The sequence below is a fragment of the Allobosea sp. 2KB_26 genome, assembly GCF_052115715.1.
GTDB lineage: Bacteria > Pseudomonadota > Alphaproteobacteria > Rhizobiales > Beijerinckiaceae > Allobosea.
In genome coordinates, this window is the sequence record NZ_JBFRHE010000002.1 from 503864 (window position 1) to 523180 (window position 19317).

At 64.7% G+C, this 19317-nt stretch carries 17 protein-coding genes; 7 read left to right on the forward strand and 10 right to left on the reverse strand.

Going from position 1 to position 19317, the window contains the following annotated elements:
* Nucleotides 1–225 precede the first annotated feature (225 nt).
* The 10 genes from AB4099_RS10500 to AB4099_RS10545 all read right to left on the reverse strand — a co-directional run bounded on the left by AB4099_RS10500 (nt 226) and on the right by AB4099_RS10545 (nt 11210).
* Complete coding sequence (locus AB4099_RS10500) at nt 226–1128, reverse strand: TIGR01459 family HAD-type hydrolase (RefSeq protein ID WP_441478008.1); 903 nt, start codon at nt 1126–1128, stop codon at nt 226–228.
* Nucleotides 1106–1945, reverse strand: a complete 840-nt coding sequence (phnE, locus tag AB4099_RS10505; RefSeq protein WP_441478009.1) for a phosphonate ABC transporter, permease protein PhnE — start codon at nt 1943–1945, stop codon at nt 1106–1108. Before phnE (AB4099_RS10505) ends, AB4099_RS10500 begins: the two co-directional genes overlap by 23 nt.
* Complete coding sequence (phnE, locus tag AB4099_RS10510) at nt 1942–2751, reverse strand: phosphonate ABC transporter, permease protein PhnE (protein WP_441478010.1); 810 nt, start codon at nt 2749–2751, stop codon at nt 1942–1944. The genes phnE (AB4099_RS10505) and phnE (AB4099_RS10510) overlap by 4 nt, the downstream gene beginning before the upstream one ends.
* The gene (gene phnC / locus AB4099_RS10515; RefSeq protein ID WP_441478064.1) at nt 2748–3545 is read right to left on the reverse strand and encodes a phosphonate ABC transporter ATP-binding protein; all 798 of its coding nucleotides are present in this window, start codon (nt 3543–3545) and stop codon (nt 2748–2750) included. Before phnC ends, phnE (AB4099_RS10510) begins: the two co-directional genes overlap by 4 nt.
* A 23-nt stretch (nt 3546–3568) precedes the next feature.
* Nucleotides 3569–4558 carry a phosphate/phosphite/phosphonate ABC transporter substrate-binding protein gene (gene phnD, locus AB4099_RS10520; RefSeq protein ID WP_441478011.1) on the reverse strand — a complete coding sequence of 330 codons (990 nt, stop codon included), beginning with the start codon at nt 4556–4558 and terminating at the stop codon, nt 3569–3571.
* A gap of 130 nt (nt 4559–4688) precedes the next feature.
* The gene (locus AB4099_RS10525) at nt 4689–5480 is read right to left on the reverse strand and encodes a DeoR/GlpR family DNA-binding transcription regulator (RefSeq protein WP_441478012.1); all 792 of its coding nucleotides are present in this window, start codon (nt 5478–5480) and stop codon (nt 4689–4691) included.
* A gap of 111 nt (nt 5481–5591) precedes the next feature.
* Nucleotides 5592–7085: a carboxypeptidase M32 gene (locus AB4099_RS10530; protein ID WP_441478013.1), complete on the reverse strand. Its 1494-nt coding sequence runs from the start codon at nt 7083–7085 to the stop codon at nt 5592–5594.
* Between the two features lie 122 nt (nt 7086–7207).
* Complete coding sequence (gene glpD / locus AB4099_RS10535) at nt 7208–8752, reverse strand: glycerol-3-phosphate dehydrogenase (RefSeq protein WP_441478014.1); 1545 nt, start codon at nt 8750–8752, stop codon at nt 7208–7210.
* Nucleotides 8753–8898: 146 nt separating this feature from the next.
* On the reverse strand, nt 8899–9675 hold the full coding sequence (locus AB4099_RS10540; RefSeq protein WP_113519034.1) for a DeoR/GlpR family DNA-binding transcription regulator: 777 nt from the start codon (nt 9673–9675) through the stop codon (nt 8899–8901).
* A 269-nt stretch (nt 9676–9944) separates the two neighbouring features.
* Nucleotides 9945–11210 carry an NAD(P)/FAD-dependent oxidoreductase gene (locus AB4099_RS10545; protein ID WP_441478015.1) on the reverse strand — a complete coding sequence of 422 codons (1266 nt, stop codon included), beginning with the start codon at nt 11208–11210 and terminating at the stop codon, nt 9945–9947.
* A 153-nt stretch (nt 11211–11363) separates the two neighbouring features.
* Here AB4099_RS10545 and AB4099_RS10550 point away from each other — a divergent pair, with 153 nt between their 5' ends.
* From AB4099_RS10550 to AB4099_RS10580, 7 genes are all read left to right on the forward strand, one after another.
* The gene (locus AB4099_RS10550; RefSeq protein ID WP_441478016.1) at nt 11364–12242 is read left to right on the forward strand and encodes a MurR/RpiR family transcriptional regulator; all 879 of its coding nucleotides are present in this window, start codon (nt 11364–11366) and stop codon (nt 12240–12242) included.
* A 41-nt stretch (nt 12243–12283) separates the two neighbouring features.
* A complete protein-coding gene (locus tag AB4099_RS10555; protein WP_441478017.1) occupies nt 12284–13867 on the forward strand; it encodes an ABC transporter substrate-binding protein in 1584 nt (527 codons plus the stop codon).
* A 36-nt stretch (nt 13868–13903) separates the two neighbouring features.
* Nucleotides 13904–14836: an ABC transporter permease gene (locus AB4099_RS10560; RefSeq protein ID WP_113519030.1), complete on the forward strand. Its 933-nt coding sequence runs from the start codon at nt 13904–13906 to the stop codon at nt 14834–14836.
* Nucleotides 14833–15678: an ABC transporter permease gene (locus AB4099_RS10565; protein WP_069880984.1), complete on the forward strand. Its 846-nt coding sequence runs from the start codon at nt 14833–14835 to the stop codon at nt 15676–15678. Before AB4099_RS10560 ends, AB4099_RS10565 begins: the two co-directional genes overlap by 4 nt.
* Nucleotides 15679–15743: 65 nt before the next feature.
* Nucleotides 15744–17243 carry a M81 family metallopeptidase gene (locus AB4099_RS10570; RefSeq protein WP_441478018.1) on the forward strand — a complete coding sequence of 500 codons (1500 nt, stop codon included), beginning with the start codon at nt 15744–15746 and terminating at the stop codon, nt 17241–17243.
* A 185-nt stretch (nt 17244–17428) separates the two neighbouring features.
* Nucleotides 17429–18346, forward strand: coding sequence for a LysR family transcriptional regulator (locus tag AB4099_RS10575; protein ID WP_441478019.1), 918 nt, complete (start codon nt 17429–17431; stop codon nt 18344–18346).
* A gap of 156 nt (nt 18347–18502) precedes the next feature.
* Entirely contained in the window at nt 18503–19309 is an 807-nt protein-coding gene (locus AB4099_RS10580) for a carbon-nitrogen hydrolase family protein (protein ID WP_441478020.1), read from the forward strand.
* Nucleotides 19310–19317 lie beyond the last annotated feature (8 nt).

Below are 19317 nucleotides of genomic sequence, written 5' to 3' on the forward strand. Positions count from 1 at the left end.
CCGCGCAACCAGACCGGCCGCGCGCCGAGGCCTTGACATGTATACTAGTACACCAATTCCGGCCCGACTAGCGGGTGGAACTTGACCTTGAGGAGGGGGACGGCTTCGCGGAGAGCATGACGGCGCGCAGAAGCCGGCCCCCAAGGCCTGGGGGCCCGAGGACCGGCTGATCGTCAGAATAGGACGCAGGTGGGAATCGGCGGTAGCCGAGTCAGGGCGTCGATATCACCACGCGAAATAGGGCAAGACGTAACCGGGCGCCCATCCGGACGTACCGAAAAGCCTGGCGCAGCTGGCACGGTCGACCGTGCCCGACGTTGGCCAGCCCAGATCCTGACGATGAATGCCACCGGCAATGAAGGCGACATCGATCCCGGCACCGGTTGCGCCGGCGACGTCATGCTCGAGCGAATCTCCGACCGCAAGCACCTGACGCGGAGCCAGGCCAAGCCGCTGCAGACTGCTGCGATAGATACGCGGCTCGGGCTTGCCGTGATAGCGAACCCGCCCGCCCATCTCGGCATAGGTCCGTGCGACAAGTCCGGGCGCCTCATGCAGCGTACCGTCGGCATGGACGCGGTAGAGATCGGGATTGCCGCAGATCATCGGCAGATCGCGGGCCACCGCAGCCTCAAGCACGCTGCGGCAGCCCGCCAGCGATTGCTGCGGCGGATTCATGCTCAGCGTGAACAGGAAATCGGCGTCCTCGATGCGCTCGACCCTGGCCAGGCCCAGCCCGTCGATCAAATGGTCCTCGCCGTCGCGCGCGAAGAGGTAGCAGCGGCGGCCGAGAGCGCGATAGAACGGATCAGGCTCGGTCAGAAGGGCATCCCGCGCATCGTCTCCGGCCGAAACGACATGATCATACAGCGCGCGGGCAAAGCCCATCCGGGCGATCAGCTCCTCATTCTCTCGGGCTCCCCGGCCCGAATTGGACAGGATGATGATGGCCTTGCCAGCCGAACGCAGCCTCTCCAGGCAATCGATCGCGCCGGGATAGGGGGTGGTGCCGTCATGCAGCACGCCCCATTGGTCGAGCAGGAAGCCGTCATAGCGCTGCGCGATTTCGGCAAGGCCGGAGAGATGCCTGACGGGGGCCCCGGTTTCAGGTGATACGTGAACGGACATAGGCGGAAAGCGCCTCGCTGATGATGATGATCGCCAGAATGGCAATGAGGATGACCAGAACCTGGCTCCAGGCGAACTGGTTGATCGAGGCGTAGAGCAGGAGCCCGATACCGCCGGCGCCGACGAAGCCGAGCACGCTCGACTCCCGCACATTGATGTCCCAGCGATAGATCGATGTGCCGATCAGCACGGGCAGGATCTGCGGCAGAATGGCGACTCCGTAGATCTGGAAGGTGCCAGCGCCAGTCGCCTCCACCGCCTCGATCTGGCCGGATTCGACCTCCTCGATCGCTTCGGCGACGAGTTTGGCGATAAAGCCGACCGAACGGGCCGCGACCGCACAGATGCCGGCCACCGGGCCAGGGCCGAAGATGGCGACGAAGAGAAGCCCCCAGATCACCGTATTGATCGAACGGGACAGCACGAGGATCGCGCGCCCGACGAGCCAGGTTCCCTGATTCAGCGTGGTGTTGCGCGCTGCCAGGAAGGCGACCGGCAGCGCCAGCACGATGGAGATCATGGTGCCGAGTGTCGCGATATGGATCGTCTCGATCAGCGGACGCACGACAACGGGCAGATAGGACCAGCGCGGCGGCCACATCCGCTGGATCAGGTCCGCCGCCTGCTCATGCGCGTCGGCGAAGAAGGCCCATTCGATGTCGAGCGCCGAAACCGACCAGACGGCAGCGAACGCGCCGCCGAGGAGCCAGAGCCACTGCGTCAGCCGTTCGCGCGCGGTATGGCGCTCCCAATGGTCGGGATAGCTGCGCTCGGGCCGCGCCCCGCCATCCCGGCGCTGGTTTGCTTTCGCCTTCACCTGAGCCTCCGCCGTGCCCAGTCGCTGAACCACTCGCCAAGCGCGACAAGCGCTGCGATGGTGAGCAGGATGGCGCTCGAGAAATCGAAATCGTAGCGGGAGAAGGAGGCCGAGAGCGTCTGGCCGATGCCACCTGCGCCGACGATGCCGATGACGGTGGAATGGCGCAGATTGGCGTCGAGCCGATAGATCAGCACGCCGAGCTGTTTGACCATGACCTGAGGCACGACAGCGTAGCCGACGACCTGGCCAAAACTCGCGCCGGTCGCGCGAATGGCCTCAACCGGGCCTTCCTTCATGTTCTCGATGTCCTCGGCCAGCATCTTGCCGAGGAAGATCGCCGAGGAGAAGGCGAGCGTCAGCAGCCCCGCGACGGGTCCGAAGCCGAACAGCTTCACAAAGAAGATCGCGATGATGACTTCATGGAAGGTCCGCCCGACCACGATGAAGCCGCGCGCCAGCAGATAGAGTGGGCGCGGCGAGAGATTGGCAGCGGCCGCCAGCCCGATCGGGATTGCGAGCAGGGCACCGAGGATCGTCGAGGCGATCGCGATCTGGATGCTCTCCACCATGCCGGAAAGCAGCATTTCCCAGCGCGAAAAATCCGGCGGGACCATGCGTGCGAAAATGTCGAGCGCGCGCGGCAGGCCAGCGAGGATGCGGTTGCCGTCGATATTGAGGTCGGACACCGACCAGATCACATAGGCGACGACGGCGGCCCAGAAGATGAACCTGCGCCGGCGGCTGCCAAAGAGGCTCGGCGGCCGCCATGTCGTCGGATAGGCGGGGGAGGCGGTTACGCTCATGAGGCGGAACTGAGCGCCGGGGTGGGTTCGTCGTCGCCCTCTCCAGGCAAAGCCCAGTCCTCGTCGCCATAGATGACCGAGAGAACTTCGTCCGTCAGTTCGGCCGGGCCGTCGTCGAAGACGACGACGCCGTCGCGCAGGCCGATGATGCGATCGGAATAGGCCTTTGCCAGCGCGACATCGTGGATATTGATGATCGCCGGCGTTTGCCGTTCGGAGACCAGTTCGCGCACCAGCCGCATGATCTGGCGGGCGGTCTTCGGGTCCAGGCTGGCCGTCGGCTCGTCGAGCAGCAGCAGATCGGGCCGTTGCATCAGTGCGCGCGCAATGCCGACACGCTGCCGCTGCCCGCCCGACAGAGCATCGGCGCGCTGGTTGTGGTAGCCGTCGAGCCCGACACGGTCGAGAAGCGCGAAGGCCGCCTGGATATCCTCTGCCGGAAAGCGATAGCGCAGCGAGGCGATCAGGCCGACATAGCCGAGCCGGCCCGAGAGCACGTTCTGCATAACGGTCAGCCGCTCGACCAGATTGTACTCCTGGAAAATCATGCCGATCCGCCGCCGCGCGGCTCGCAGGCCCTTGCGATCGAGCGCCACGATATCCCCGCCATTGAGCAGGATACGCCCGGCCGTCGGCTCGACGAGTCTGTTGATGCAGCGGATCAGCGTGCTCTTGCCCGCGCCCGACGAGCCGATGATCGCGACGACCTGCGGTCTATCGATGGTGACATCGACGCCAGCCAGGGCGCGCTTGCCCGTCGGGTAGGTCTTTTCGAGCGCCTCGATCCGCAGCAGCGGCATGCCGGAGGGGGCCGTCATCAATCCGGCTTCAGCTTGGAGAGGCCGTCCTGGGTGTAGACGATGCCCGTATCCCGCTGGATCGTGCGGATATCGGCCCAGTCGGCCTTGTAGCTCAATGCCTTGAAGCCCTTCTCGTCCTTGAACTCCTTGGCGAGCTTGGAATTCGGGAAGTCGAAGGTCGCGAAGGCCTGCTTGATCTTGTCCTGCAGCTCGGGCGCGAGATCATGCGAGATGCCGAAAGCGGTCCGTGGGAACGGTGCCGATTCATAGACAATGCGCAGGTCGTCGGGCTTGAACATGCCGCGCGCCCTCATGCGGTCGACCACGCTCGATGCAACCGGAGCGGCGTCATAGTCCTTGTTCACGACGCCCATGATCGAGTTGTCGTGCTTGCCGGAATACAGCACCTCATAGTCCTTGCCCGGCTCGATGCCCTTCTCCCTGAACAGGACGCGCGGCGCGGTGTCACCGGAATTTGAGGAGGGCGCGACATGGGCGACGCGCTTGCCCTTGAGGTCGGCAATGCTCTTGATCGGGCTGTCCTTCGGCACGATCAGCTGCAAGGTATAGCCGACACCGCCGTCCTTGCGCTCCATGGCGACGATCGGAACGAAGCCGGCAAGATTGACGGCGAAGGGCGTCGGACCGCTGGCGACGCCAGCGATATGCAGGCGGCCCGAGCGCATGGCCTCGATTTGGGCCGCATAGGATTCCGCCGCGAACCAGCGGATGCGCTTGCCCGTGACCTTGCTGAGATGGGCCAGGAAATCGGAGAAGACGTTCTCGTAGACGGCCGGGTCCTCGACTGGGGTGTAGGAGAAGACCAGCGTATCCGGGTTCTTCTGTAGCGCCTTGTCGCTCGGCGTATCCGCGAGGAGATCGTTATCCGCATCGCAATAGCGCGCATCGAGCGTGCCTCGATTGGCGCAGCTCTGCGCATGGGCGGGCGATGCCAGGGCGAGCCCCATAGCTACCGCGCCGAGCGCGGCCAGCGAAATCCGAACCATCCGTTCCCTCCAGATTATCTGCCGCATCTTCTTGGGCCTGCATGGCCGGTGCGGTTGATCTGAAATGATCATAATGCGCGGGAACGATCATGCAATCATGATTTTGCCGGCTATCCTCTCAAATCGTGACTTAGGCCACGACGCAGCGGACGCCGGCCGTGTCGAACAAGCGGCGCAAGGGCTTGGGCGGTTCGCTATCGGTCACCAGGGCATGGAAGGCCGAGAGCGGCGCGACGCGGGCAACGCCGGCTTTGCCGAACTTGGAGGCATCCGCGACCGCAATTCCATGGCGGGAATGGGCCAGCGCCACCTGCCGCACCGCGATCTTCTCCAGGTCGAAATCCATCGGTGCGCCGTCGTCGTCGAAGCCGCCGAAGCCGATCACCGCATAATCGACCCTGAACATCTTGAGGCTTTCGGTGGTGACGCTGCCGACGAGCGAGCCGTTCGCCCCACGGACGCTGCCGCCCGTCACGAACACGTCGAACTTGCCATGGGAGCAGAAGATCATTGCGACGGAGACGCTGCAGGTGATGATTCTCAGGGTCATCTTGCTCAAAAGCGCCCGCGCGACGGCTTCGACCGTCGTCCCGACATCGAGATAGACCGATGCGCCCTCGGGAATCATCTCCGCCACCGCCCTGCCGATCCGTTCCTTGCCGGCAGGGGCTGTCGTCAGTTTCTGCGCGTAGCCCGGGCGAAATGTACCGTCCGTCAATCCGGCGCCGCCGTGAAAGCGGTGCAGGTAATTGGCCTGCTGCAGCTTGATGATGTCGCGCCGGATCGTCTGACTGGAGACTTCGAACTCCCTTGCGAGCCCGTCGATCGTGACGAAGCCAAGCTCCTGGACGGCCGCGAGCACACTGCGCTGGCGGCGCGTCAGTGCGGCGGGTTTGGGTGGAGCTGCGCCGCGCGGAGACATGTAGACCTCTTGCACCGTGACAAAGAGAACCGGGCGCTGGAGTGCCGCGCCTGGCTCGTCTGTGATTGTGGAAGATATCTTACATTCCCGCCAGACTATTTGCAGGTGATGTCACGATTCTCCGACATAGCGTCGGCGCAGATGCGCCTTGAACACTCCAGCATCGAGCGGACGACCGGTGGCGCGGGTCAGCAATTCATCGGTCTCGTAGAGCGAGCCTTGGCTGTGGATGTTGGTTCGCAACCAGCCGAGGAGCGGAGAGAAGTCTCCGCGTCCGATGGCGGGCAGGATTTCCGGCTGGGCCCGGCAGGCTGCGTCGAAGATCTGCGCCGCAGTCATCGCACCGAGCGTGTAGGTCGGAAAATAGCCCCAGCCGCCGCTCGGCCAGTGCACGTCCTGCAGGCAGCCGAGCCGGTCGTCCGGCGGCGTGATCCCGAGCAGCGCCCGCATCTGCTCGTTCCAGGCCGAGGGCAGCTCCGAGAGCGGCATGGCGTCCGCGATCAGGGCTTGTTCCAGGCGATAACGCAGAATGACATGGGCGGGATAGGTGACCTCGTCGGCATCGACGCGGATGAAGCCGGGCTGGACCCGCGTCGCATTGCGCCACAGCGCCTCGGCCTCCCAGGCCGGTCCGCTCGCGTCAAAGGCGCCCCGCATCAGCGGCGCGGCGAAGCTCATGAATTCGTGACTGCGGCAAGCCTGCATCTCGATCAGCAGCGACTGGCTCTCATGCAGGCTCATGCCCCGCGCATGGCTGACCGGCTGGCTCAACCAGGCTTGCGGACGGCCCTGCTCGTAGAGGGCATGGCCGGTCTCGTGCAGGACCCCCATCAGGGCCTTGGTGAAGTCGGCCTCGTCATAGCGGGTGGTGATGCGCACATCATTGTCGGCGCCCCCGCAGAAGGGATGCGTCGAGATGTCGAGCCTGCCACGCTCGAAATCATAGCCGAGCGCCGCCATCATCTTCAGGCCGAGCGCGCGCTGCGCCTCGATCGGAAAGGGCCCTTCCAGACTCGGTGCGGCAGGCCGCCTGGCCTGCGCTGCAAGCGCCTCCTGCGTGAACCCCGGCAGGAAGGCCGCGAGATCATCGAACAGCCCGTCGATCCGCTGCGCGCGACCGCCGGGCTCGTAATCATTCAGCAGCGCATCATAGGGGGAGAGCCCGAGCCGCTCGCCCTTGGCCCGCCCGATCTCGCGCTGAAGCTTGAGCACCTCGGCCAGAAAGGGCAGCAGGCCGGCAAAATCGGAATCGGCCCGGGCCTGGCGCCAGCGCATCTCACAGGCCGAAACCGCCTTGCTCGATGCCTCGACCAGATCGCTGGGCAACGCCGTCTCGACCGTCCAGCTGCGCCGGATCTCGCGCAGATTGGCCCTCTCCCAGGCGCCAAGCGTCGTATCGGCCTCGGCCGCTGGCAGCCAGTCGCCGATACGCGGCTCGGTGACCATGCCGTGGCGCAGCACATGCAGCAACGCCATGCTCTCGGCCCGCGTATCGGCCGCGCCCTTCGGCATCATCGCGTCATTGTCCCATTGCAGGATGCCGATGGCATTGGACAGGGCGGCGACGCGGCCGAAATGGGCGGAAAGCTCGGCATAGGCAGTCATGGCGGAAACTCGCAATCCGGTAGCCGTAGGGCAGGGCGCAAAGTGGTGCGTCATTCCCAGGGCTTGATCAAGCGCATGGGAGCAAACCGCGCCTCACGCGCCCATGGATGGACTGGAGGAGGTCAGCCTTGCGTCGCAGGGGCGAGGTGTGCTTCCGCGGTGTTGGTCATGAAGGCGTCGAGTGTCCCGGCCCCGGCCTCGGACAGCCTCAGGCCGAGCTTGGTCCGGCGCCAGAGCACATCCTCGGCCCTCTCGGCCCATTCCGCGCGCATGAGGTAGCGGACTTCGCGCTCATAGAGATCGGCGCCGAAATGCTGGCCGAGGTCCGCAAGCGAACTTGCACCATCAAGGATATCGCGAGCCCGGGTACCATAGGCACGAACGAGCCGAGTGACGATCTCTCGCTGCAGCCACGGATGCGCCGCACTGATCGAAGTGGTGAGCGTATCGAAGCCGGTGACCGGAAAATCGCCGCCCGGCAAGGTGCCGGTGACCGTCCATCTGGGTTTCTTTGCCCAGTCGGCATGTGGCGCCAGGCGCTCGATCGCAGCTTCCGCCAGTCGGCGATAGGTGGTGATTTTCCCACCAAACACCGACAGCAGCGGCGCCTCCCTCTCGGGTGCGTCGAGCGTCAGGACATAATCGCGCGTTGCCTCCTGGGCCATCGAGGCGCCATCGTCATAGAGCGGCCGGACGCCGGAATAGGTCCAGACCACGCCGTCGCGCGTCACCGGCTGCTTGAAATACTCGCTTGCCGCCGCGCAGAGATAGTCGATCTCCTCGGCCGTGGCCGAAGCGGTCGCCGGGTCGCCGTGGTAGTCGCGATCGGTCGTGCCGATCAGCGTGAAGTCGCGCTCATAGGGAATGGCGAAAACGATCCGGCCGTCGGAATTCTGGAAGATATAGCAGCGGTCATGCTCGTAGAGCTTGCGCACCACGATATGGCTGCCCTGGACCATGCGCACGGCGGCCTGCGTGTTCGAGCGGACGATCCCGTTCAGCACCTGCCCGACCCAGGGCCCGGCCGCATTCACCAGGGCCTTGGCGCGGACGCTGTTGCGCACACCGTCCCGCACCGTGCTGATTCGCCAGACGTCACCCTCGCGTTCGGCATGAAGCACCTTCGTGCGCGTGTGGATGTCCGCGCCGCGCGCTGCCGCGTCGGCTGCGTTCAACACGACGAGCCGCGAATCCTCGACCCAGCAATCCGAGTATTCGAAGGCCTTCACCAACTCCGGCTTCAGCGGCTCGCCCTGCGGGGTTTGCCGGAGGTCTATGGTGCTGGTCGGCGGCAGGAGTTTTCGACCGCCAATATGGTCATAGAGGAAGAGGCCGAGCCGCAGCAGCCAGGCCGGGCGCAGGCCCTTGTGGTGCGGCAACACGAAACGCAGCGGCCGGATGATGTGCGGCGCCAGCTGCCAGAGCACCTCGCGCTCCATCAGCGCCTCGCGCACCAGCCGGAACTCGTAATGCTCGAGATAGCGCAGACCGCCATGGATCAGCTTGGTCGAGGCCGAGGACGTCGCGCTGGCGAGGTCGCTCTGTTCGAACAGGATGACGGAGGCGCCGCGGCCGGAGGCGTCGCGCGCGATTCCGCAGCCATTAACACCACCGCCGATGATCGCGAGATCATATGGCTGGGCGGCATTCTCGGGAGCGGCGGTCACGGCGTTTCTCCGGCTGTCGGGATGATAGCTTCAGGTTTGGTTTCGTTTTGATGATGATTTTTGAATAGGTGAACCTAAAATCGAAAGCAATGGCTCCGCCAGCATGGCCAGTTTGCGCCAACACGGGGCGAGCGCGCCCATGCGGATCACTCCCGGCGCCCGACTTCGACGAGCTGGACAGCTTCGCCTTTGCATAGGGTTCGCAACGCCGGCGAGGGCAATTCGTCGGTGACGAAGACGTCAACCTCGGAAAGATGCCCGATGCGGATCGGTGCTGCGCGCTCCAGCTTCAGCCGGTCGGCGACCAGCATGACCCGCCGGGCATTGTCGATGATCGCGCGTGAGATCTTCACCTCGCGGAAATCGAAATCGAGCAACGCACCGTCCTCGTCGATGGCCGAGGCTCCGATCACGGCATAATCGACCTTGAACTGGCTGACGAATTCGGCCGTGCTCGAGCCGATCAGCCCGCCATCCGTGCGCCGGACCGGTCCCCCGGCCAACACCACATCGATCCTGGGCTGCCGGTACAGCAGCGTTGCGACATTCAGGTTGTTGGTGATGACCATCAGGTCCTCATGCTGCATCAAGGCGCGCGCGACCTCCTCGGTCGTGGTGCCGATATTGATGAAGAGCGAGGCGTTGTTGGGAATCAGCCGGGCGGCGGCTTCGCCGATGGCGCGCTTTTCGGCCTGCGCGATGAAGCGGCGGGCCTCATAGGCGACATTCTCGACCCCCGAGGCGATGACGGCGCCGCCATGGATACGCGTCATCAGCCTGCGGTCGCACAGTTCGTTGAGGTCTTTGCGGATGGTCTGCGGGCTCACATCGAAGCGAGCAGCCAGCTCGTCGACGCCGACCTTTCCCTGCAATCGCGCCGTGGCCAGAATCTCGGCCTGCCGAGGGGTGCTGAGCTGATCCATGGGCCTGTCACTGCGAGCGCGATTGCGATTGGCTTTCAGTTTGCAATAGAAACACGCAAAATACGAATGCTTGATTACGCGGTACCTGACCTCGCCATGGCGGATCGGCGATATCGCTGAAGACGCGCCGAAGAGTGTCGCGCATCAGGATGCCGATGCAATGGCTCCTCTCTCGCGGCAGCTTCGCCCGATGGCCGGCCGTGTCCACCGCGCCAAGCGCCGCCAACCACGCATGGCCGAAGCGCAACCGAGTGGCATTCCGTCCCCGTTCAGCTCCGCTCGGTGAAACGTTCGGCAGCATAGGGGCGCGGGTCGGTGAAGGGCTCTTCGCCGGTCATCATCTCCCCGAGCAGGCGCCCCGTGACGGGCCCAAGCGTAAAGCCGTGGTGGGCATGGCCGAAGCTGAACCAGAGCCCGTCATGCCGCGGCGCCTTGCCGATGATCGGCTTCATGTCGGGCAGGCACGGCCGGGCTCCGCGCCAGGGCGAGGGATCAATCGCCTTGCCGAGCGGGAAGATGCGCCGTGCGATCTGCTCCGCCTGCTTCATCTGCCGCGTATCGGAAGGGGCGTCGCGGGCGGCGAGCTCGATGCCGGTGGTCAGGCGGATACCACGCATCATCGGCGACAGCACGAAGCCAGCCTCGGCATCGCAGATCGGGTGGTTCAGCCCAGCGTTGCCCTGCGCCTCGTAATGCATGTGATAACCGCGCTTGTAGGCGAGCGGGAACCGATAGCCGAAACGCCGGCAGAGATCGTCCGACCAGGGACCGAGCGCGACGACTGCCGCCCCGGCGCGGTGCTGCGCGCGCGGCGTGGCTATCGTCCAGGCTGCGCCGTCCTGTTCCAGGCCCTTTGCATCGCCGGTCACGAGTTCGCCGCCACGGGCCGTAAAGAGATTCGCATAGGCACGCGTCACGGCGCCGGGATCGCTGACGGTGACAGGGTCGCGCCAGTGCAGCGCGCCAGCGATATCGCCCTGCAGGGCTGGCTCCCTGCGGCTGAGCGCCTGCCTGTCGAGCACATCATAGGACAGCCGGAACGGACCGAGTTCGGCCGCGCCTTCGGCTGCGCGTTCGAAGCTGCGAGCCGAACGGTAATACTCGATCCAGCCCTCGCGACGCATCAGCGGCTCGACCTCGGCCGGCCCCGCGAAATGCTCATGCTCGCCGATGCAGCGCTCGATCAGCGGCAGCATCTCCTGGGCCGCGCGATTCAGTCGCTCGCTTGCCGAATGCCACCAGTAGCGGGCGAGCCAGGGCAGGATCTGCGCCAGGAAATCCGGCCGGTAGCGCACCGCGACCGAGCGGTTCGAGGCATAGGCCAGGATCGTGGAGAGGTCGCGCGGGAAGGCATAGGGAATCACCGAAGAGCGCTCGATCAGGCCGGCATTGCCGTGGCTGGTCTCGGCGCCGGGCAGGCCCTTGTCGATCAGCGTCACCGCACGCCCACGCGCCTGCAGATGCAGCGCCACGCTGACTCCGACGATGCCCGCGCCCAGCACGATGACGTCGGATTGCTTGATCGTTTGGCCCATCGCTCCTCGGCGGCATCAGTCGCGTCGCGCTTCGCAAAATGGCAGGCGACCTCGTCCGAGAAGCCTCATTTTTCAGCTATTTGCAAGAAAAGAAAAATCGTTTGACACCATGAAAGAAAAATTTCTTGATTGCCCCATCAACCGGGCAAACCCATGACCCAGACGCTGCGCCAGAGACTGCAGGCTTGCCTCGAGGACGGTTCCAAGGCCGACAAGGCGCTGGCGAGCTACATGTTGGCGCGCCTGAACAGCGTCCCGTTCGAGACGGCTGGGAGCCTGGCCGAAAAGGTCGCGGTCAGCGAGCCGACGGTTGGGCGCTTCTGCCGCTCGCTCGGCTACAAGAGCTTCAAAGATCTCAAGGAGCAGCTCAGGCAGGATATCGGTGATCGCCCCTGGCTGATCAGCGACCGCCTGCGCGACTTTCAACAGCGCAGCCTGGCCGGAGAGGACCAGCTCGCCCGCGGCCTGCAGCTCGAGATCTCCGGGCTGGTGGCCATCTACGAGCTGGCCCAGACGGATGAATGGAAGCGGGTCGCCAGGCGGCTGGCCGAGGCCTCGGCTGTCTATGTCACAGGCTTCCAGACCGAACGGGGCCTCGCCCAGTATCTCGCCAACCAGCTCCAGTACCTGCGCGAGGGCGTCCATCTCGTTGACCTTGCGGGTGGCAATTTCGCCGAGCTGCTGCTCTCGGGCGGGCCGTCGCCCTGTCTCGTGATCTTCGAGGCCCGCCGCTATTCGCGCATGGCCAAGCTCCTGGCCCGCGAAGCCAAGCAGGCCGGCATCCGGACCACGCTCGTCACCGATGCGTTCTGCGACTGGGGCCGCGACCTCGTCGACGAGGTGCTCGTGGTCTCGACCGAGTTCAATCAGTTCTGGGACTCGACTGCGCAGATGGCGAGCCTCGGCAGCCTTCTGGTCAACAGCGTCTTCATCGAGCTCGGCCCGTCCGTCGAGGAGCGCTTGAACAAGATGGCGACGCTCTACAGCCGATTCACGGGGCATGTGGGGGATGGTTCAGGCCCCGTCGAGTGAACGAAGACCCATCAGCAATCAAAAAAGAGGGGAATGGAGTCATGACAAAGATGAAGGTGAGGGGAGCGGCACTCGCTCTCGCGCTGGCCGGGACGGCGATCTCGGGAGCGCTGTCGGCTGTCGTCGCGCAGGAGGCGACCTTCGTGCTGACGGCACGCTGGGTCGGTGCGCCGACCTACAACCCGATCAAGGCGACGAAGCTGAACACGGCGACGACGCTGATCTATGACCGGCTGGTCCTTCAGGATGCCGACCAGAGCTTCCATGGCCAGCTCGCGACGTCGTGGGAGACATCGGCCGACGGCAAGCAGTGGACCTTCAAGCTCAAGCCCGGCGTGAAGTTCCACAATGGCGAGCCCTTCAACGCCAAGACGATCGAATGGTGGGTACCGCAGTTCAAGGGCACGGAGAACGCCTTCACCGTCGAGGCGATCGAGCGCGTCGAGGTCGTCGACGACCTCACTGTGCGCTTTCACATGAAGAACCCGGACCCGAACCTGCTCTCGAACCTCGCGAGCTCGTTCATGTGCATTCCCGAGCCGAAATCCTATCAGGCGCTCGGCGACAAATTCGGCGTCAGCGAGGCCGTCGGCACCGGTCCCTACAAGCTCCAGCAGTTCACGGTCGGCCAGCAGACCGTGCTGGTCCGCAATGACGACTATGCCTGGGCTTCCGACCTTTCGAAGAACCAGGGGCCGGCCAAGTTCAAGAAGCTGACCTTTCGTGAGATCGCCGAGGAATCGACTGCCTATCTCGAGCTGAAGACCGGTGGCGCGGACCTGATCGTCGCCGTCCCCACAGACTTCCTCCCGCGCATGCAGGCCGACAAGTCGATCAAGGTGGTGACCATCCCGGGCACCGAGCTGGTCTACATGCCGATCAACACCAGCGTGGAGCCCTTCACCGACATCAAGGTTCGGGAGGCGACCGCCTTCGCCGTGAATCAGGCGGAGATCATGAAGAGCCTCTATGGCGGGCTCGGCGAAGTGGCCGACACCTTCCTGATCTCCTCGCTGCAGGAGTCGAAGGTCGACCCGAAATACAAGATCAGCTACGACCCCGAGCGTTCGAAGCGGCTCTTCGACGAGGCCGGGTGGAAGCTTGGCCCCAACGGTATCCGCGTCAAGGACGGCAAGCCGCTGCAGGTCAAGTTCTGGGCCCAGAACGGCACGGAATTCAAGCGGCTGGCTGAGGTTCTTCAAGCGCAACTCAAGGCGGTCGGCATGCAGGCCGACATCACGATCCTCGATTCCAGCACCATCAATTCGCAATACCGCAAGAAGACCGACCACCAACTCGCGGTCCGCGCCTATCTCTGGACCAATGCCGATATCGTCGACTGGTTCTTCAGCGCCAAGCGCCTCGGCTATCCCAATGTCTCGATGTTCAACGATCCCGAAGCCGAAAAGCTGAACGACATCGCCATGAACAAGTCGCGCAACTGGGACGAGCGCGTCGTGAACTTCACCAAATACCATGAGTACGTGTTGTCCCAGTATCCGTTCGCGCCGATCTACCAGCCGGTCCAGCTCTTCGCCCATGGCAAGCGCGTCACCATGCCGGAGAAGATCCGCGGTTCGGGTCTGTCGAGCCAGTCGATCGTCGATATCGAACCCGTCAACTGACGGGTTCGCGGACCGGTTCGAGCGGGAGAGGGCGCCTTGCTTCAATTCGCGATCAAGCGACTGCTTCTGCTCGTGCCGGTTTTCCTGGCCGTGTCGCTGGTGATCTTCCTGATCATCCATCTCGTGCCGGGCGACCCGCTCGACCATATCATCCAGGTCGGGTCGTCGCCCGAGCAGCAGGCGCAGATGATTGCGCGATACGGGCTGGATCAGCCCCTCATTGCCCAATATCTGCGCTGGCTCGGCAAGGTCGTCACCGGCGACCTTGGTGATGCGATCGTGCTGCGCCAGCCGGTGGCGAAGCTGATCGCCGAGAACCTGCCGCACAGCCTTGCTCTCGGCGGGCTCGCCTTCCTGTTCTCCACTATCATCGGCATCACGGTCGGCGTGCTGGCCGCCTCCTTTCGCGACAGCCTGTTCGACCGGGCCGTGATGGGGCTGATCCTGCTCGGCTCGACCCTTCCGAGCTTCTGGCTCGGGCTGCTGATGATCCTGATGTTCGCGGTCCAGTTCGAGTGGTTCCCGGTCTCCGGTGCGCGCAGCTGGGAGGCGCTCGTCCTGCCCGTGCTGACCATCGGCATCGGGGGCACTGCTCTGATCGCCCGCGTCACCCGGGCGGCGATGATCGAGACGGCCAATCGTGACTTCGTTCGCGTGCTCTACGCCAAGGGATTGCCGTTCTGGCGCATCCAGCTCCGCCATGTCCTGCAGCATGCGTTGATGCCCGTCGCCACCATTCTTGGCCTGCGCATCGGCTGGATTCTCGGCGGCGCGGTCACGGTCGAGTTCGTCTTCGCGCGGCCGGGGCTCGGTTCGCTGCTGATCACCGCGCTCGGCCAGCGCGATTACCCGCTCGTCCAGGGTTGCCTGCTGATGCTCGCCATCGCGGTGATGCTCGGCACGCTGCTCGGCGACCTTGTCCAGGCAGCCATGGATCCGCGGCTGCGCGAAGTGATGGGTGCCCGATGAGTCGGTCTTCGCTGCCCGCGCGGATTGCGCGTTCGCCAAGGGGAGCGCTCAGCGCGCTCTTCCTCCTCGGGCTCGTGCTCTGCGCGCTGCTCGCCTACTGGATCGCACCCTATGACTATGCGAGCCAGAATCTGAGCCTGGCCAATTCGCCCCCCTCGGCCGCGCATTGGCTCGGCACCGACGAATTCGGACGCGACCTGCTCTCGCGCATCATCCAGGGCGCGCGCACCTCGCTCAGCGTCAGCGTGCTGTCGATCTCGCTCTCGGTCGCCGTGGGCGCGTCGCTCGGCGCAGCCGCCGGTTATTTCGGCGGCGTCTTCGACCGGATCGTCACCGTCATCGTCGATCTGACCTGGTCGTTCCCGGAAATCCTGCTGGCGCTGATCCTGATCGCCATTCTCGGTCCGGGCCTGCACAGCACGGCGATCGCGATCGGCATCGCCTATCTCGCCCAGTTCACGCGCCTGACGCGGGCGCAGGTGATGACCCTGAAGAACGAGGTCTTCATCGAGGCGTCGATCAATATCGGCGCGAGCCCCGCGCGCATCCTGTTCTGTCATCTGCTGCCGAATGCGATCACGCCGGTGATCGTCGCGGGAATGCTGGCGACGGGCGATGCCATCGTTCTCGAGGCTACGCTCGGCTTCTTCGGCCTGGGGGCTCAGCCGCCCCTGCCGAGCTGGGGGGCGATGATGAGCTCCGGTACGGCGCAGATCTTCATCGCGCCCTGGATCATCATATTTCCCGGCCTCGTCATCGCGGCGACGGTCATCGCCATCAACCTGTTCGGCGATGCCCTGATCGAGGCGCTCGATATCCGCCGGCCGCTGCGGGACGGCTGAGGCCATGCCGTTCGCCGCTCTCTGTCCTTTCCCGATCCGCCAGAAGAAACGCATGAGGAAGCGCCATGTCCTTCACTGTCCTGACCGCCGAATTCTCGCATGAGAGCAATACGTTCAGCCGCAAGCCGGCCGATTATGCCGCCTTTGCGTCCCGCAATATCCAGCTTGGCGACGAGGCCGTCGCGGCCCGCAGCGAGGCGAACACGCCGATCGCCGGCTTCCTCGATATCGGTCGCCCCAATGGCTGGACGGTGATCCACACGATCAGCGCCTCGGCGCAGCCCTGCGGGCCGGTAACGCGCGATGCCTATGAGCGGATAGCCAGCGTCATCATCGAAGCCGCAAAGCAAAACAAGGACCGGCTGGACGGCATCCTGCTCGGCCTGCACGGCGCCATGGTCACCGAGTTCAACCAGGATGGAGAGGGCGAACTGCTGGAGCGTCTGCGCGCCGTGGTCGGGCCGGACCTGCCGATCGGCATCACGCTCGATCCGCATGCGAATGTCACCCCCAAGATGGCCGCGCTCGCCAACATCATCGTCGCCTACAAGACCTATCCGCATGTCGATGTCCGCGACTGCGCCAGGCAGGCCGCCGGCATTCTGCAGCGCGCCATGACCGGCGAAATCAGGCCGGTCACCATTCGCGCCCATCGCCCGATGCTCGAAGAGATCAATGGCGGGCGCACCGATATCGGGCCGATGGTCGAGCGTATCGCGCGGGCACGTGCCTATGAGCAGAAGCCCGATGTCTTCGCCGTCAGCGTCAACGGCGCCTTCGGCAATGCCGATATCGAGGAGGTTGGCCCGACCGTCCTGGTGACGGGGCAGGGCGATCTGTCCGCCCACCGCGCCTTCGCCGAGGAGCTTGTCCATGACATGTGGACGCGGCGCTTCGAGAGCGTGAACACCTATCTCACGGTTGAGGAGGCGGCCCGGCAGGCCAATGCCTTCGACGCCAAGGACGGCCCGCTGGTCATTGCCGATTACGCGGATAATCCGGGCGGCGGCGGCTATGGCGACTCGACCGAATTGCTACGCGCCATGATTGCAGCCGACGTCCAGGATGTCTGCTTCGGCCCGATCATCGATCCGGAAGCCGCCGAGGAGCTGCATCGCCACACGGTCGGTGACCGCGTCTCGATCCGGCTCGGCGGCAAGACCGATCCGCGCGTCGGGGGCGCACCGCTAGCACTCGAAGGCACGCTTCTCCTGTTGAGCAATGGCGACTACGTCGGTGATGGGCCGATGCTCGGCGGGCTGAAGGGAAGCTGGGGCACGACTGCCGTGCTGCGTGTGGGCGGCATCGACATCCTCGTCGCCACCTTCCCGGCCCAGATGCTCGACCTGCAGCAGTTCCGCGCCTTCGGCATCGACCCGGTTGCGAAACGGGTGGTCGGGCTGAAATCCATGCAGCATTTCCGTGCCGCCTTCGAGCCGATCGCGGGCAAGGTCGTGGTCTGCGACAGCGGCGCACTCTGCACGCCCGACCTGACCAAGCTGCCCTACAAGCATGTCCGCCGGCCGATCTTCCCGCTCGACCGCGACATGCAGCTCGCCGGCTGACTTGAGATAAGGGCGCGGCGCCTCACTGTCCCCCGGAGCTGCGACACGCAACTCCGGGGCCAGCTGGCGCCCCGCCAGCCGCATCCCTGCGTGCCATCTCGCTACCGGGTCGCTATGGTCCGGCTGTATCGGTCTTCATGTCACGCGCATCGGTTGCTTGCCGGTTGCGCTCGCATGGTCGATGGGTGACCAAGGCGGATGAGGGCTGGCCCAACGTGAATCTGAAATTCCTGGAAACCTTCGTCTGGGTCGCAAGGTTGCGCAGCTTTTCCGTCGCTGCGGACAAGCTCTGCACCACGCAGGCGTCGGTCTCCAATCGCATCGCGACCCTGGAGCGCGATCTCGGCGTCCGCCTGTTCGAGCGCGACCTGCGCAATGTCAGCCTGACACCGCACGGCCAGCGCGCCCTGGCGCAGGCGGAAGCGATCGTGCGCATGGTCAATGACTTCCAGCGCACGATCGGCGACGCCAGCAATGAGCGCGGGACGGTGCTGATCGGCGCGATCGATTCCGTCGTCTATGCCTGGCTGCCGCGGCTGATCGAGCGCGTGAAGGAAGCCTATCCGAACGTCACGATCGACCTCAACGTCGACACCAGCCTGAACCTGGCGCGCCAGATCCAGGACGGTCAGATCGATCTCGGCCTGGTCATGGGGCCGGTCGTCGCTCCGCATATCCGCAATATCGAGCTCTGCACCTTCGAATGCCTCTGGATCGCCTCGCCGAAGCTGCCCCTCAAGCCTGGCAGGCTCGCGATCGCCGATCTCGTCGACTATCCGATCTTTGCCTATTCAAAGGGCTCCCAGCCGCATCAGGCCGTGCTGCGAGTGATCGAAACGGCGGGGGTCGATCCCAGCGCGATCCGCATCTTCAACTCCAACTCGCTCGCCACCATCACGCGTCTGATCCGCGACGGCGTCGGCATCGCCGTGCTGCCGCGCGTCGTCGTGCAGGAGTTCCTCGAGACGGGCGATCTGCGTGTTCTCGATGTCGATGCGCGCTTGCCACCGCTGAATTTTCACGCGGTTTTCGCCGATGATCCGGGCAATACGCTGCCAGCGCTGATCGCGGACATGGCCGTGGAGATTGCGGCCTCCAACTGACCTCTCAGTGCCCGCCCCAGTCCCTGCCCAAGGAAGCGGCAGGGCATGGCGCCGACGCTCTCATAAGCAATTCTTGTCGAGGCGAACAAGAATTTCGCGTTTGCCGGGCCGGCTCGCGTTTGTTCTGCTGCGGCAACGCCTGCAGGGAGAACGCCGTTGAAAGTCTCGCTCATCCAGATGAACTCGCAGGACGACAAGTCCGCGAACCTCAAGACCGCCCGGGCCATGATCGAGAAGGTCGTCGCCGAGGACAATCCCGATCTCATCGTGCTGCCTGAATACTACGCCTTCCTGGACGGCAGTCCGGCGGCGATGCGCGAGAGCGCCGAGACCTTTCCGAACGGCGAGAGCTATCGCCTGATGTCGGGCCTTGCCGAGAAGCACGGCGTCACCATCCATGCCGGCAGCGTCTGCGAGCGCGACGGCGACGACTATTTCAATGCGACCCTCGTCTTCGGTCCCGATGGCAAGCAGATCGCGCATTACCGCAAGATCCACTTGTTCGATGTCGATGCTCCCGGCGGCTCGAGCTACCGCGAGTCCAACATGGTCTCGCGTGGCAAGGAGGTGGTGACCTACAAGGTCGGGGACGCCACGGTCGGCTGCGCCATCTGCTACGACATCCGGTTCCCGGAGCTTTTCCGCAAGCTGCGCGACGCCGGTGCCGATCTGATCGTGCTGCCCGCCGCCTTCACCTTGATGACCGGCAAGGACCATTGGGAACTGCTGGCCCGCGCCCGTGCGGCCGAGACGCAGACCTGGTTCCTGGCGACCGGACAGACCGGCACCCACGCGCAGGGCAAGAACGCCTGCTACGGGCATTCGATGGTGATCAATCCCTGGGGGCATATCGCCGCCCAGGCTTCGGATGGTGTCGGCACCACGAGCGCCAGGCTCGATTTCGACTACACCGCCAAGGTTCGCGCCGCGGTCCCGGTCGCCAATCATCACGTCATCGGCTGACCGGAGCG

Excerpts from the sequence above, each read along its gene's own strand:
- AB4099_RS10500 (WP_441478008.1), bottom strand. The coding sequence starts at position 1,128 with ATGTCCGTTCACGTATCACCTGAAACCGGGGCCCCCGTCAGGCATCTC.
- phnE (WP_441478010.1), bottom strand. The coding sequence starts at position 2,751 with ATGAGCGTAACCGCCTCCCCCGCCTATCCGACGACATGGCGGCCGCCG.
- phnD (WP_441478011.1), bottom strand. The coding sequence starts at position 4,558 with ATGGTTCGGATTTCGCTGGCCGCGCTCGGCGCGGTAGCTATGGGGCTC.
- AB4099_RS10525 (WP_441478012.1), bottom strand. The coding sequence starts at position 5,480 with ATGTCTCCGCGCGGCGCAGCTCCACCCAAACCCGCCGCACTGACGCGC.
- AB4099_RS10530 (WP_441478013.1), bottom strand. The coding sequence starts at position 7,085 with ATGACTGCCTATGCCGAGCTTTCCGCCCATTTCGGCCGCGTCGCCGCC.
- AB4099_RS10540 (WP_113519034.1), bottom strand. The coding sequence starts at position 9,675 with ATGGATCAGCTCAGCACCCCTCGGCAGGCCGAGATTCTGGCCACGGCG.
- AB4099_RS10545 (WP_441478015.1), bottom strand. The coding sequence starts at position 11,210 with ATGGGCCAAACGATCAAGCAATCCGACGTCATCGTGCTGGGCGCGGGC.
- AB4099_RS10550 (WP_441478016.1), top strand. The coding sequence starts at position 11,364 with ATGACCCAGACGCTGCGCCAGAGACTGCAGGCTTGCCTCGAGGACGGT.
- AB4099_RS10555 (WP_441478017.1), top strand. The coding sequence starts at position 12,284 with ATGACAAAGATGAAGGTGAGGGGAGCGGCACTCGCTCTCGCGCTGGCC.
- AB4099_RS10565 (WP_069880984.1), top strand. The coding sequence starts at position 14,833 with ATGAGTCGGTCTTCGCTGCCCGCGCGGATTGCGCGTTCGCCAAGGGGA.
- AB4099_RS10570 (WP_441478018.1), top strand. The coding sequence starts at position 15,744 with ATGTCCTTCACTGTCCTGACCGCCGAATTCTCGCATGAGAGCAATACG.